The 13,576-nt window shown below is 65.9% G+C and carries 15 protein-coding genes; 7 read left to right on the top strand and 8 right to left on the bottom strand.

Annotated features, from left to right (window positions below):
* The 3 genes from QN345_RS08640 to QN345_RS08630 all read right to left on the bottom strand — a co-directional run.
* A partial coding sequence (locus tag QN345_RS08640) for a DUF4011 domain-containing protein (protein WP_323508575.1) occupies window positions 1-2,284 on the bottom strand: 2,284 nt, incomplete at its 3' end.
* 354 nt (window positions 2,285-2,638) lie between these two features.
* On the bottom strand, window positions 2,639-3,124 hold the full coding sequence (locus QN345_RS08635; RefSeq protein WP_322140933.1) for a DUF2510 domain-containing protein: 486 nt from the start codon (window positions 3,122-3,124) through the stop codon (window positions 2,639-2,641).
* Window positions 3,125-3,314: 190 nt separating this feature from the next.
* Window positions 3,315-4,103: an N-formylglutamate amidohydrolase gene (locus QN345_RS08630; protein WP_322135314.1), complete on the bottom strand. Its 789-nt coding sequence runs from the start codon at window positions 4,101-4,103 to the stop codon at window positions 3,315-3,317.
* Window positions 4,104-4,283: 180 nt separating this feature from the next.
* On the opposite strand from QN345_RS08630, the gene QN345_RS08625 reads away from it, so the two are divergent.
* Complete coding sequence (locus QN345_RS08625) at window positions 4,284-4,814, top strand: DUF6998 domain-containing protein (protein ID WP_322135315.1); 531 nt, start codon at window positions 4,284-4,286, stop codon at window positions 4,812-4,814.
* Between the two features lie 2 nt (window positions 4,815-4,816).
* Here the strand turns inward: QN345_RS08625 and QN345_RS08620 are convergent, their stop codons facing one another.
* The 3 genes from QN345_RS08620 to QN345_RS08610 form a co-directional block, all read right to left on the bottom strand.
* Window positions 4,817-5,698, bottom strand: coding sequence for an HNH endonuclease (locus QN345_RS08620; protein ID WP_322135316.1), 882 nt, complete (start codon window positions 5,696-5,698; stop codon window positions 4,817-4,819).
* 174 nt (window positions 5,699-5,872) lie between these two features.
* Window positions 5,873-7,969: a nuclease-related domain-containing DEAD/DEAH box helicase gene (locus tag QN345_RS08615; protein ID WP_323508574.1), complete on the bottom strand. Its 2,097-nt coding sequence runs from the start codon at window positions 7,967-7,969 to the stop codon at window positions 5,873-5,875.
* Window positions 7,970-8,205: 236 nt separating this feature from the next.
* Window positions 8,206-8,580 carry a YccF domain-containing protein gene (locus QN345_RS08610; protein ID WP_134535734.1) on the bottom strand — a complete coding sequence of 125 codons (375 nt, stop codon included), beginning with the start codon at window positions 8,578-8,580 and terminating at the stop codon, window positions 8,206-8,208.
* A 707-nt stretch (window positions 8,581-9,287) separates the two neighbouring features.
* Here QN345_RS08610 and QN345_RS08605 point away from each other — a divergent pair.
* Window positions 9,288-9,557 (top strand): hypothetical protein, encoded by a 270-nt coding sequence (locus QN345_RS08605; protein WP_322135319.1) that lies wholly within the window; start codon window positions 9,288-9,290, stop codon window positions 9,555-9,557.
* 49 nt (window positions 9,558-9,606) lie between these two features.
* On the opposite strand, the gene QN345_RS08600 is transcribed toward QN345_RS08605, so the two are convergent.
* The gene (locus QN345_RS08600) at window positions 9,607-10,197 is read right to left on the bottom strand and encodes a TetR/AcrR family transcriptional regulator (RefSeq protein ID WP_322135320.1); all 591 of its coding nucleotides are present in this window, start codon (window positions 10,195-10,197) and stop codon (window positions 9,607-9,609) included.
* Window positions 10,198-10,401: 204 nt separating this feature from the next.
* Between QN345_RS08600 and QN345_RS08595 the strand changes: the two genes are divergently transcribed.
* Complete coding sequence (locus tag QN345_RS08595) at window positions 10,402-11,235, top strand: alpha/beta hydrolase (protein WP_323508573.1); 834 nt, start codon at window positions 10,402-10,404, stop codon at window positions 11,233-11,235.
* Between the two features lie 137 nt (window positions 11,236-11,372).
* Here the strand turns inward: QN345_RS08595 and QN345_RS08590 are convergent, their stop codons facing one another.
* Window positions 11,373-11,747 carry a putative quinol monooxygenase gene (locus tag QN345_RS08590; RefSeq protein WP_322188247.1) on the bottom strand — a complete coding sequence of 125 codons (375 nt, stop codon included), beginning with the start codon at window positions 11,745-11,747 and terminating at the stop codon, window positions 11,373-11,375.
* 338 nt (window positions 11,748-12,085) lie between these two features.
* On the opposite strand from QN345_RS08590, the gene QN345_RS08585 reads away from it, so the two are divergent.
* From QN345_RS08585 to QN345_RS08570, 4 genes are all read left to right on the top strand, one after another.
* Window positions 12,086-12,316, top strand: a complete 231-nt coding sequence (locus tag QN345_RS08585; RefSeq protein WP_134445971.1) for a dodecin — start codon at window positions 12,086-12,088, stop codon at window positions 12,314-12,316.
* Complete coding sequence (locus QN345_RS08580; protein WP_322135323.1) at window positions 12,313-12,651, top strand: transcription initiation protein; 339 nt, start codon at window positions 12,313-12,315, stop codon at window positions 12,649-12,651. The genes QN345_RS08585 and QN345_RS08580 overlap by 4 nt, the downstream gene beginning before the upstream one ends.
* Window positions 12,652-12,805: 154 nt before the next feature.
* Window positions 12,806-13,156: a PadR family transcriptional regulator gene (locus QN345_RS08575; RefSeq protein ID WP_134445969.1), complete on the top strand. Its 351-nt coding sequence runs from the start codon at window positions 12,806-12,808 to the stop codon at window positions 13,154-13,156.
* The coding region (locus tag QN345_RS08570; protein WP_323508572.1) for a hypothetical protein at window positions 13,149-13,576 on the top strand (428 nt) is incomplete at its 3' end. The genes QN345_RS08575 and QN345_RS08570, both read left to right, overlap by 8 nt.

The raw sequence follows: 13,576 nt of genomic DNA, 5'->3' as shown, positions 1-13,576 counted from the left end.
GGTCGAGGGAGAAGTCGCCGAGTCCCACGCTTTCGAGGCGTTTCTTCACGACGTCGAGGGCGGCGCGTTTCTCGGCGACGAAGAGCACGCGCTTGCCGTCGGCGAGGGCGCGGGCGAGCAGGTTGGTGATGGTCTGCGACTTGCCGGTTCCGGGCGGGCCTTCGAGCACGAAGGTGCGGCCGGCCGTGGCCTCGGCGACCGCCTCGAGCTGAGAGGAGTCCGCCGGCACCGGCACGGAGCCGCCGAGCGCGTCGAGGTCGACGGGCGAGCCGGGCGTGCCGACTGAGACACCCGTACCGCCCGAGGCGGAACCCGTCGGAGACGCCGTCGGCTGCGCCAGGCTCCACGCCCCGCCCCCGCCGGCGCCCGCCGCGGCGACCGGGTCGGCATAGGCATCCAGCGGCGTGTTGATCAGATGCGCGACGAGACTGTTCTGCGACAGCGCCTCCCAGTTCTCGTCGAGGTCCTTCCAGAGCCGGAACTTCGCGAACTGCAGAATGGAGAGCTCCACGGTCTCCTCGACCCGGAACGGCAGCCCGGCCTCCGCGATCGCCTCCCGCACCGCAGTGAACGCGGCGCCGAGGTCGATGCCCGAGGCGTCCTCCCCGGGGGCCGAGAGCCCGGCGATCTCGAGCCCGAAGCTCGCCCGCAGCTTCTCGAGCAGGCAGTAGTTCGGCGTGGACGCCCCGGCCTCGTCGATCGTCAGCCGGTACGAGGAGCCGCGGCTCGCGCTTGTCATGTTCACCGGGATCAGCACGAGCGGCGACCGCAACTCCCGGTCGTTGAACCGCCAGTGCAGCATCCCGAACGTGAGGTAGAGGTTGTTCGCGCCGGTCTCCTCCACGATCGTGCGGGCCTTGTTGGCGAGGTAGCGCAGCTTGCTCGTGTACGACGCCTCCGTGATATCCACGAACGCGCCCTTCTTGTCGGCGAGCATCAGTTCGCGGGTCTGCTCGGGCAGGTCCTTCCCGAAGCGGATGCCCCTGGCCCGATCCACGTTCGGCACCGCGTCGGCCGGCACGAGGGTGATCGGCGTGCCGGCGTTGATGGCGTCCTCGAGGCGGGCGACGGCCGGCCCCGGCACGAAGAGCGGGTAGCCGGACCGGTCGGTGTAGTTGATCAGCTTGTTGCGCAGGCTCAGGTCGAGCAGCGCGTTCTTCCACTGGGTGACCCGCGGCGGCACCGGGGTCGCTTCGGGAGCGTTCGAAGCAACCGCCGACCCATCCCGCGCATAATACGGAGCGATGACCGGACCGGCCCCCGCCTGGTACACCGTCACGGTGACCGCGCCGTCGGGCCCGACGGAGCGGCTCGGCAGCGGCCAGATCCGCGACTGCCGCGCGGTGCGCACGTCGGTCACGCCCAGGAACTTCTCCAGTCCCGCGGCGAGGTATTGCGTGTGCGGGCTCCGCCGCGCCTCCGCGAACGGCATCGACGCAGACCCGCCCGTGACACCCGTCGTTTCAACGAGCCCGATCGAACCGAGGTCGACGAGGTTGACGATGTCGGCGACATCCGTGTGGGCGACGGCGCCGAGCGCCGAGTCGACCCGCCAGTAGCCGAGGAAGATGTGCCCCTCGAGCAGCCAGAGCGTGGAGTTGAGGCCGGCCTGTTCGAGGGCGGCGGCGAGGGTGACGGTGGTGTCGAGGCAGGTGCCGAGCCGGCCCTCGAGCACCTCGGCGGGCGTGCGCACCTTCTGCCCGGTTGTGCCCCAGCTCGCCGGCGGCATCGCGTAGCGGATGTCCCGGGCGGCCATCGCGTCGTAGATCGCCTCGACCACGGCGTCGACCCGCTCGGGGCTCTCGGACTGGTACCCGCTGAGCGCGGAGTCCCCGGTGCGCTGCTGCAGCAGGTCGCTCGCCTCGACGAGCAGCGGGGCGATCGCGGCGGCATTGGGCTGCACGTGCGCGGCGAGGAGTTCGAGGCCGAGGTGCAGGGGAGTGGCGATCCACTGGCTGGACGCGAGGATCTGCACCTCCGCACTCGTCTCGGCGAGCAGGGTGCCTGCGGCGTCGCGCAGGGTGGCGCGGATCGACCCCGGCCGCTGCTCCTCCACCGCGAGCATGAGCGCCGGGTCGAGCACGAGCTCGACGGTGCGCAGGGTCGTGCTCTGCCCCGCGCCGAGGTCCACGATGACGACCCGTGGGGCGCCGAGCGACCCGGAAGCGCTCGTCACCTCGACCTCAAGGGTTGCCGCGCGCTGCTCCCCTGCGAGGTTCTCGATCACGATCTCGTCGACGACCGGAACCCGGCAGTGCGCCATTGCATAGGAGAGGAACGGCACCGAGCTGATCCCGATGCGGCCGCGGCTGCGGCAGCCGGGGCACCTGCGGTCACGGCCGTAGTGGCTTCAGCACCTTCGGTCTCAGAGTCAATCTGGTCCACGGATTCCCCTTCGTGCAGCGAGGCGTCACGGCGACACTGACAGTCGCCGGATCACGTCGAAGCGCTGACCCGATTGTAGGGGGTGGGTCTGACACCGTCGCCGATGCCGCTGGACTGTCGGCCGCCTTGCACCCCGGCAACTCATTCGCTCGCTGCTCCACGCTCGTGAGGTGTCGCACATCGATGTTCGCAGGTGCCGCGAAGGTCGATCTGCGACACCTCACGGCGCCTGGGTCTTCGTGGAAGCCGGTGTCTAACTGATCAATCGGTAGGCGATGAAGGTGATCCCGACAATGCCCACGACAAGGCCGAGGATCGCGGTACCCCGGCCCGTGATCCGATTGGAACCGCTCAATTCGTTCGCTCGCGCCAGGCCGATCGAGGAAAACACGATTCCAAGAACGCTGAGGATGCCGAACGGGTTGATGAGCATGCCGACAAGGGACAGGACGGCGCCCGTGTAGGCGAACGAATTGGTCCGCCGGACGATGCGATCCCTCTCCGTCCGATTCGGCTGTGATTGAAACTGGGTGCCGCCGCCCTGGCCGCGGTTGGCCATCGGCACGTATGGCGCCGGTGCGTACACGATGGGCGGGGCTGGTGCCTCCGCTGGAGTGGGCGGGGGAACGGGGGCCGGCATCCGGTCGCGTTGTTGCTCTGACCAGCTGACACCGTTCCACCATCTCAATTGCTGAGTGTCGTTCGGGTCGTTGTACCATCCGGCTTCGGGCGCGGTCACGGGGTCTCCTTGCGAATAGGTGTACCGTCCTCGATCCGCTCAGCGTTTGAGGTTTGGTACACGATTCATGCCTATCAGGTCAACGAAGACCAGTGGCATGTGGCTGGCTTGCCTGGCGAAATTTCCCCCCGCAGTGGGGTCGAGGGCTGCCGCACACGAAGCGCGCATGGCGCCCCAAGGCCTTACCTGACTAGAAATGCAGCCGGTCCACCAGAGCCTGCAGCGACTCCTGGAGGGAGGCGAAGCCCGTAGGCTTCAGCTCCAGCGTGGCCTCGTTCAGGTACACGTCTCGACGGATCTCGAGCATGACCGAGCTGACCCGCGCATCCGTTTGGTAGTGCGTGAGCGGCACGTAGGCGCCGGCGAAGGGCGTGTTCGCCCGAGTCTCGAGGCCGGAGAAGCTTTCGGCAACCGCGCCGAGCAGGGCGGCGGATGCGTGGAATGGGTCCGATCCTACGCAGAGCGGTGCGCGAAACCCGCCGCCGTGCAGCTCATAGGGCAGTTCATGCTCGGGGTAGGAATGCACGTCGATGATCACAGCCCGCCCGTGGAGCGCCAGAGTGACGTCGACGAGCGCGGTGAAGCGGGCCGAGTACTCGGCGAAGTAAGCGAGCAGTGGTTCTCGGTCGCCAGCGGTCACGCGGCGAATTAACTGGCGGCGAGATCCGTGCGTGTAGAGCACGCCCATGCCCACCGCGTTCATCTCTTCGCTGTCGCCTGGGAACCTCTCCACGTCGACGGCGAAGCGGGACAGCCCGTTGATGACCGCGCTCGCACCGGTGACCGACTCGACCAGAACGTCCGTGAAGTGGTCGGTCATGATGTCTTTCTCCGCCTCCAACTCGGCAGGGGAGATGACGTAGGAGTACAGGTATTCCGCAGGGATGGCCCGACCGCCGTGGGGTGAGTGCAGGATCACCGGTGACGTCGCCGAGTTATCGGTCACGCGGAACAGTGCGGTCTCACTGTGGATGGTCATCGTGTGCCTCCAGGCCGTGGCGCTCCCGGTCGGAAGTAGTTCAGGGTCTCAGGCGCCAGTGGCATTCGGGATTCCTCCTCCTCATCTGCATCGCGCACTGTCCGGCCTGGGACCCCAGCGAGAGGTGACACCGCTCATTGCTCGTCGTCGAAGGACTCTCAAAGACCTAAATTGGAAACCATGAATCGGGACGAGTTTCACGCGTCAAATCTCACCTCACAGGAGCTTCTCCAGCAGTATGCGGGCATTCTCGGTGAGCTGCGCGCCCGAGGTGTCATTCGCACTCTCAATGCGCCCGCAGGCGATTTGGCGGAGACTCTTACTGCCCGCGCCTACCGGGGTGAATTGGCGCCGAATAGTGAAAAGAGCTGGGATGTGCGGGCTGCTGATGGCCGTCTTCTCCAGGTGAAGTCCCGCGTGATTGCCGCGAGTGCGCGGTCCAAACCTATACAGTTCTCCGTCTTCCGCTCCTGGGACTTCGACGCAGCAGTGTTCGTTGCGATTGCGGCGGAATCCTATGGGGTTCTCGGGGCTTTCGAAGTGCCGTCTGAGGTCGTGAGCGCGAGGGCGGGCAAGGCCTCATGGGTTAACGGCGAGATAGTCACGCTTTCACTTACGGGTCTCGCGGCCCTGAGCGATTGTATCGATGTCACCACTAGGCTCCAGAACGCCCTCGAGTCGTTGGACCTGCCGGTTTCGCTCGCAGAATGATCTCAGGCAACGAACTTCTCCCAGCGGAGTGCCAATCCGTCCCGCGACGGCCGATCTTTGGCGCGGCCCGGCAGCACCAGTGACCTCCCATGCATGTTCTGTAGCCCGTATCGGAGCATCGGACCGTCTACCTCATCAAGCAGTGCACCATTGATCCTCACCTCATAGTCGGGGGTGATGCCCATCAGATTGCGATCGTAGGAGGCATGGTGGATCTTGCAGAGCGCCATCCCGTTGGTCACCACGGCGAGGCCCGCGATATCGGAATCTTCAACAATGTGAGCAGCGTCAAGTAGCTCTGCATGCTTGAGCTGACACACCGCGCACGTACTGGCATAGGCGTGCATGATACGGGCACGAAACGCGGGTTGATGAAGTCTCTGGCGCACCGCTCGTTCGGCATACCGTCGCTCGTCCCCTGTCATGTGCAAAGGGTCGCCGAAGAAGCGCATCGACTCTTCAAGCGCAATCAGGAATGTGCGATTGACCTCATCGTCAGCGACGACATATGCGGGGTAGTGTGCGACGAATACGCCGGGGCGTACTCCCTCGAAATACACCAGTGGTACTCGCTGATCGAGCGCTCGTCTAAGTTTCACGTTGTCACCTCCCTCTCGCGATTGGTAGGCGTAGTGCACGAAACCGTCCGGGCTGGTGACGTCGTCATAGACGCCTTTGACGCCCGTCATGATCGTCAGGGTGGCGTCAAAGTCACGCGGATTTCGGATGCCCCGGCCGCGGTCCAGAAGTGGAATTGGGGTAACGCCGAAGTGGTACCCGGTCAACTCGTCCCGGGTGAGCTCGTATGCGCCCTGTCCCACTTTTTCATCTAGCCAACGAAACACGTCTTCGCGGATGATCAGCTGTTCCTCGGGAGAGTACATGATCTATGTCTAGCAGCACCGGTCACGGTCTTGAACGGCCTAGACGGGTCGATCGACGTGCCCCAGTACTTCAATATCCTTGTGCGCTACCTGTTGGTGTTGCTCTGCACGGAGGGTATCGACGTGATTCGGGCGCATTGTTCTGCAGCAATCCTGTCAGGTTCGCCGGGATGTTCACGCAGACGAGCCCTGCGCCGCGATGCAGCCGACCCACACGCCGTCGCGAGCTCGGGTGATACCCACGAACAGTTCGCGGCGGTCGCGCTCGTCGCGTTCGATCTGCGAATCGGTCCATCCAGCTCCGATGACGCCGGGGAACATCAGGCGTTCGGCAATCCAAGGCAGCAGCACCTGCTTGAACTCGAGCCCCTTGGCGCGCTTGATCGTGCCGACCTTCACGGCATCCGTCTGGCTACCGTCATATTTCGTGAGTTCGACAACGGGAATTCCCGCGGTGCGCAGAAGCATCAAAGTGTCACTCACCTGTCGAGTGGTGAAGCAGAGCACCCCCACGTCACCCCAGCCCACACTCACGCTCTGCGTGGCCCGGCGGACATGCTGCACCAGTTTGCCGTCGTGCTCGGTTCGGGTGCGCGCCCGGTCGAAGAGGGGACGTTCGCCGTGTCGCGGCGATGTGATCGCGGCGGCGCTGGCTGCGGTGCCTTCGATGTCGACGTAGCTGGCACCGTCGACGACGCGGACCGCCAGGGCGAGGACCTCGGCAGTGTTGCGGTAGTTCACGTCCATGACGACTCCGCGGCCGGCGACAGAGAGGCCGGCCTCGGCGAGGGTGTAGCCGCCGGGGTAGATGGTCTGTTGGCCGTCGCCGATCAGGGTGAAGGCGTCCGCACCGTCACCGGCCACGGAAGCGAGCATGCGGATCATGGCGCACGACAGGTCCTGCGCCTCATCGACAATGACGGCGGTGTACCCGACCATCGGCTTGGCGCGCAGAGCCGCTTCGGCGAGCAGGATCAGGTCAGCGTCGTCGTGCACTTCGCGAGTGCGCAGCAGCGATTCGTAGCACTGGTAGAGCTCCCAGACCGAGCGGCGCTGGTCGAGCGTGAGGCGGCGGCGCCGGCCGATGCGGGCACAGTCGGCGTACTCGTCGAAGGTGGTGAGACCGCGGCCCTTGATCACATTGTCGAGCTCCTCCCGCCAGTAACGGGAGTTCGTGTCGATTTTCGTCAGCGGGCCACAGGTCTGCTTGTAGGCCTCCTCGAATGACTGACCGGCCAGCTTGCGGTTGACGCGCACGTCGATGCCGCGCTCGTCGAGCACCTTGCGGGCGAATTGGTGCACGCCGCTGAACTCCACGCGACCCGCGACATCCGGGGCCATGCGGCCGAGCAGGTTGCTCAGAACATCGGGCAGAGTGCGCACGTATGTGGTCACGAGCACGCGGGCGTCCGCCTTGGAGCGTGCCAGGTACGCGGCACGGTGCAGCCCCACGACAGTCTTGCCGGTGCCGGCGGCCCCGCGGATGCGAGAGGGCCCGTTGAAACTACGGCGCACCAACTTGGCCTGGTCGGGATGCAGGAACGTCATCCACTCCTCCATCGGAGGGGCAAGGAGTCCCTCGAGGATCGCGGCCTCGATGTCGCTTTCGCTCGGGAGATGGTCCAGATCGAGAACTGGTTCCGGGCCGATGATCGGTTCGGGCAGGGTCACATCGACCGGTGCCGGCGCGCCGATCAAGGGAAAGCACGTGATCGCGGCGGCCAACACCTGCTCGACGGCGGACGCGGTCAGTCGCTGCCCTCGGCGTGCGATGTGGCGCACGATGTCACCTTCACCGACAATCTCGACTCCGCCGACCGACGCGCTGACGCCTTTGTGCCCGGCGAAAACGACCACAGGTCGCACCTCGCCCGGGGCGAGGCCGATCTCAGCCAGAGCCGCTTCCGTCTTCCAGGCGAGATCGGCCAGACCGTCGAACTCGTCGGTGACATCGGCTTGACCTCGAAATACCCGGCCCGCGGCGATGATCGGGTCCTTCCATGCCTTGGTGTCCACGATGAACAGGCCGCCCGGCCCGACGACGACCATGTCGACCTGAGCACGACGGCTGCCAGGCCACTGACGATCGGGCAGGAAGTGGTAGCCAGCCGCGGCGAGGGGGGCGAGAACGTGGGCGATGCGTTTTTCGCTGTCGGCGGCGGCGAAGTAGTTGGCGGCCTTGGCCCGTGAGGATTCAGCGGCGAGCGCGTGCGCTTCTGAGAGCGCCAGTTGCCGCGTCGCTTCGCTCCATGCCGATCCGCCTGCCGACATCCGCTCCCCCAAGCCTAGATACAGGCTGAGCTTATCGGCATGTTCGTGATCGGGGCGCACCCTCGCGGTGGGGAGGAGAAGGGGCGGCCGCTGCACCGCAAACTGACCACGCGCACACGGCGGCCGCCGATGCTCTGGTCGAGAGCGGAGTCGTCGAGAAGGTGCTAATCAACCTCTCGTGGAGTGACTTGTGGCTCGGCGCCGGTGGTGTGTCGGCCCCGAGTCCCGACGATCGCCTACGGCAGGTCGACGATCTCCTTGCCGAGCGGCAGGAGAGCGACCGGGATGAGTTTGAAGTTGGCGATTCCCATCGGGATGCCGATGATCGTGATGCAGAGCGCGATGCCGGTGGTGAGGTGGGTCAGGGCGATCCACCAGCCGACCAGCACCACCCAGAGCACGTTGCCGAGGAATGACCCGAGACCCGCGTTCGGCGTGGAGACGACGGTCTTGCCGAACGGCCAGAGCGCGTAGACGCCGATGCGGGCGGCGGCGATTCCCCAGGGGATGGTGATGATGAGCACGAACATGATGAGCGCGGCCAGCATGTAGCCGAGGAACAGCCAGAAGCCCGAGAGCACGAACCAGATGATGTTCAGGAGAGTCCTCATGATGGTATTCAGTCTCTCAGGTCGCGCGCACGGTGTGCCGGCGAGCTCGGTTGATTCGGGCTTGCAGCGTGCTGGCGTGCCGCTGGGCAGGATGGGACCCGACGTGCGGCTTCACGGGCCAGATTACGTTGAGGAGAGACTCGATGATGAGTTCCGGCCTCTTAGGTTCAGCGGCTTGAGTGCGGGGCAACGGCCGGCTGTGCGTGCTGAAAGCTGGCGAGAATGAACCTGAGCCGACTGTCGTGGGTGTGGCAGACATTCGTGCGTCAGTGCCCGACCTGGTCGCCAGTCAGGTGATCGTTTCGGCGCTTGTCTGGGCGGGGGGGGCCTCAGGTGCCTTGACACCGCTTGCGAGGGAGTCCAACGTCTAGTTGGGGAACGCGATGATCGCGCCAGGCGGCGCCAGAGCAAGGAAGTTCTTCACCACTGGATGGAAGGCAATCTCGATGAAGACACACTCGAGTCTTGACATAGCGGGGCGGGGACGACGCCGAATCGTCCGGGGAACAATTGGGGGAGGAACTGCCCTCATCCTTTTGGCTTCCCTCACTGGATGTAGCGGTGGCACTGCGCGAACGGGTAGCCAATTACTCGAGTACGTCGCAAGCGGCCTGGGACGCTCTGCGCCAGAGGTAGAGCAACTCGCCAAGGCGCGTTCGACCGCTGCGGTATCCAGCGATGATCTGTTGCGGAGTTGGGCTGAGTGGGTGAAGGAACCGAGTAACGCTCGAGACAACGCCCTTGCCGTGTCGTGCCAGACGGCGATTGACCTGTCCACCGCAGGGAAGCCGCCCGACGACGAATCCCTCGTTACCCTTCTCAACAACATTGCTTCACTCTCGCCAGAAGTTGGCGGTCTGCTGCAGGTGAAGGGGCTAAACGAAGCTGCCGCGGAGGAGCTTGCAGGGAAACGGAATGCCGTGCAGTTTTACGTTCAATTGGAACGCTTTAAGGATGCTGTCTGCGTGGTCGAATGACGCCGAATCAGTGCGTTTGCAGGGAGTGAGCGGCGGTTATATGAACGGTTTACCGGTCGGGCTGCGGAGTGGTGGTGTCGGTCCACTGGGTGAGGGCGACGATGAAGCCGTGGATCAGGCGTTCGAAGCTCCGGTTGATGTCTGCGCTCATGGCGAAGGACCCCGCGGTTTCGAAGGAGATGAACCCGTGCAGGGTGGAGCGGAAGGCGCGGATCGCGTCGATGGCGTCGTCGCCCTCGAGGTGGTACGCGGTGAGTACATCGGTGATCAGCTGAATGACCGCGAGCGACACGGCTTCGTCATCGAGGTCGCCCGGGGCGGGCATCCGGTTGGCGGCCTCATACCGGGCGGGGTGCTGCAGCGCCCACTGGCGATACGCCCGGGACATGGCGGAAATGGCGTCGGGACCGGAGCGACCGACGGATGCCCGCGCGAGCACCTCGCCCATGTCGCGTTTGGCGTGCACGGCGATGTCGCGGTGGAGGCCGGCCATCGAATCGATGTGCTTGTAGAGCGACGGCTGCCGAACGCCGAGACGGGTGGCCAGTGCGGCGAGGGTGAGCGAGTTGAGACCGACTTCATCGGCCATCACGGCCGCCTCTTCCGCAACCCGGTCGCGGGTGAGCCCGACCCTAGGCACGGGTACGTGCTCCAGTCCTGGCGCTGAGGCGTCGTCGAGCGAAAGCGGATGCTGTTTCCATGGGGCTAAGGATGACTTTCTTTCTGGCTAGTGTCAATAGCCAACCCCGCGTGCTGGCGACGTGGTCCTGATCGGCCTGGGTGAAGCATCCACTTTTCTAATCTGGCTATTGACACTAGCCAAAAGGGGATGCATAGTAGCTGCATGACCTCCTCCACTGCAGCTTCTGTCTCGTCGACTCAGTACCTCGCCCGCCCCGAGGGGCGCATCGCCTATGACCTCCAGGGCGCCGGACCACTTCTCGTACTCGTGCCCGGCATGGGTGAGTTGCGGTCCTCCTATCGCTTCCTGACCCCGGCGCTCGTCGGCGCCGGCTACACGGTGGTCACCACCGACCTCCGTGGGCACGGCGACAGCGACACCACCTTCTCCGGCTACGGAGACATCGAAACCGCGAGCGACATCCAGGCCCTGATCGCACAGCTCGGCCGGCCGGCGGTGATCGTCGGTAACTCCCTGGCCGCCGGGGCCGCCGTGATCGTCGCCGCGGAGCATCCCGCCCAGGTCGACGGTCTGGTCCTGGTCGGCCCCTTCGTGCGGAACCCGCCGACGAACGTGTTCACTCGCGGGCTGTTCCGCGTGATGATGGCCCCGCTCTGGATCGCGCCCATGTGGAAGAGCTATATGCCCACCCTCTACGCCGGCCGGAAGCCCGACGATTTCGTGGAGTATCGCACGGCGGTCATCGCCAGCCTGACGCGCAAGCCGTACGGCAAGGCCTTCTCACTCACCACCCAGCAGACCACCCACGACCCCGCCGAGGCGAAGCTCAGCGCGGTGACCGCCCCCACGCTCGTCATCATGGGCGACAAGGACCCCGACTTCAAGGACCCCGCCACTGAGGCCCGTTTCGTAGCGGATGCCCTCCACGGCTCGGTCGTGATGGTCGCCGAGGCCGGCCACTACCCTCAGGCCCAGCAGCCGGACATCACCGCGGCGGCCATTCTCGGATTCGTGAAGACCCTGGCCCGCGCCTAGGCCGGGCTCTCTCCGGTGGACTCGCTGGCGCGGTGCCCGTAGGCGCCGGAGGTGAGGACGCGGTAAGAGTCGGCGTGGGAGCCGCTCATCTCACCTCCATTGTGCCGGGAGTCACTGGCGAAGGCCATGACCCGTGGCTAGCTGACGAGCGACTCCTTGCGCGTGAAACCCGAGAAGGGTCGCATGTAGGTCGAGCCGAAGCCGTCGAGGATTTCCTTCGCCGCGGCATCCGGTGTGCCGAACACGACGAAGCCCGTGATGTCGACGCCGTCGAGGAAGCGCTCGGCGAACTGGGGGAAGACCGTCGTGACGTGGCTGACGACAGCCGCTGAGTCTCGATACATTTCAAGAATGTGCACCAGGGTCTCGTCGTCGTTGACGCTGTAGTCGTAGATGAGCGAGCCCTCTTCGGCCTTCGTCGCTGCCACGAGCGGCTCGATTGCTTCGGTGAAGTCCTGGAACTTGCCCGGCTTCACGTCGCAGGTCACTAGCCAGTAGATTTCTTCGCGCATGGTCGTTGCCTCTCTCGATGCCTCACTCGGTGGATCCGCTGCGGTCTGGGCGCCAGAACAACCCGTCACGCCTCGGTCCGAACTATCGAGACCGATGCTAGAGCGCACGAACAGCCGGTCGCGGAGAGTGTCGAGTATCTGAACACCCGGGCCGATGCTCCGCACGACGCGGCGCTCGTGGACTTGCCGGGCGTGCGTGGTGTGGGTCGGGTGCGTTCGCGGTGGCGTCGGGGGATGCCCGTGGCCACGCCGTTGAAGGCTCGTTGCTCGCGGGCTATGGTCGGAGAACCCGAGGCGAGGACGCCGCGGGTTCGGCACGAAGGTGGAGGGAACAAGCGATGACGAATCACACGTACCGCGTCACGGAGATTGTCGGGACGTCGCCGGACGGAACGGATGCGGCCATCCGCAGCGGACTCGAGCGCGCGACCCGTACGCTGCGCAACGTGGACTGGTTCGAGGTGGTGGGCACCCGCGGGCATGTGGAGGACGGCGTGATCCACCACTTCCAGGTGACGCTCAAGGTCGGCTTCCGGCTGGACGACGCCGATGAGGTGGCCGATTCATGACCAAGTACCTCATCTCGTTCCCGAGCAGCGCGATGGTGGTCACCGACGAGGAGTTCCCGGTCGCTGTCGTCGACTCCCATGCCGTGGTCGCTGAGGCGAAGGCGGCCGGCGTCTGGGTCTTCGGCGGGGGGATCGACGAGGGCGTCGCTCCGGTGCTCGTTGCCGCCGATGGGTCGGTGAGCGCTGAGCTCTATCCGGGCTCCGACCTCACGGGCGGGTTCACCGTGCTGGAGCTGCCGACCCGGGAGGACGCGGTCGAGTGGGCGCGGAGGATCGCGGTGGCCTGCCGGTGCGCGCAGGAGCTCCGCGCGTTCGGGTACGACCCGGAGAGCTAGGGGCGCAGGGCGAGGCCGGCGGGAGTGGTCGCATCCGCCGGGCGTCGAGACCCAGCTGTCGGCCGGCATCCGCTCGCGGCGGTAACGTGTGTTACCTTGTAGTTGGCATAACAAGCAACCGGGTGTGACACGGTACAGGACGCGAGGCGGGACCATGGCGATCGAGGGCGAGGCGATTCCGTCTCAACTGCGCAAGGGCGTGGTCGAGCTCGCCGTGCTCGCCCTGCTGCACCGGGGCGAGGCCTACGGCGCCGAGATCGTCGACCGGCTCGTCCAGTACCCGGGCCTCGCCATCAGCGCCGGCACCGCGTACCCGCTGCTGAATCGGCTGAAGAAGACCGGCCTGATCACCTCGGAGTGGCAGGAATCGCCCGTCGGCCCGCCGCGCAAGTACTACCGGCTGTCGCCCGCGGGCGAGCGGGCCTTCGTCGCGATGACGAAGGTCTGGACCGCGATGAGCGCCGACATGACCGACCTCCTGGGAAAGGACGCGACCCATGCGTGACCACTCCGAAGCGCTGCCCGGCGACGGGCTCCCGCCCGCCGGGGCAACCGCGCTGGTCGACGCCTACTTCGACCACCTGGGCGCCGCCGCGGCGCGACTGCGCATCGACATCGACGCGGACTCCCTCGCCGAGCTGCTAGCCCACGTCGAGCATCGCCTCGACGGGACCGATCGCAGCGACGACGCGGTGCGCCGGGTGCTCGCCGAGCTGGGCGAGCCCGAGGAGCTCGCGGGCGCCTATGCGGCCGACGATCCCGACTCCGACTCCGATTCAAACTTCGACACCGACCATGGTGTCGACTCCGGCATCGACCACGACGGGGGCACGGATGCCGCCGCTCGCGACCCCCGGGACCTCACCACCGGGGGACTGCCGCGCACCCACCGGGCGGGCCGGTTCCTCGGCGTCCCCTACGACAC

Origin of the sequence: Cryobacterium sp. 10I1 (assembly GCF_035019805.1) — a bacterium.
GTDB classification, from domain to species: Bacteria; Actinomycetota; Actinomycetes; order Actinomycetales; family Microbacteriaceae; genus Cryobacterium; species Cryobacterium glucosi.
The sequence above is the reverse complement of the archived record's forward strand: the minus strand, read 5'-3'. Positions and strand labels throughout refer to the sequence as shown.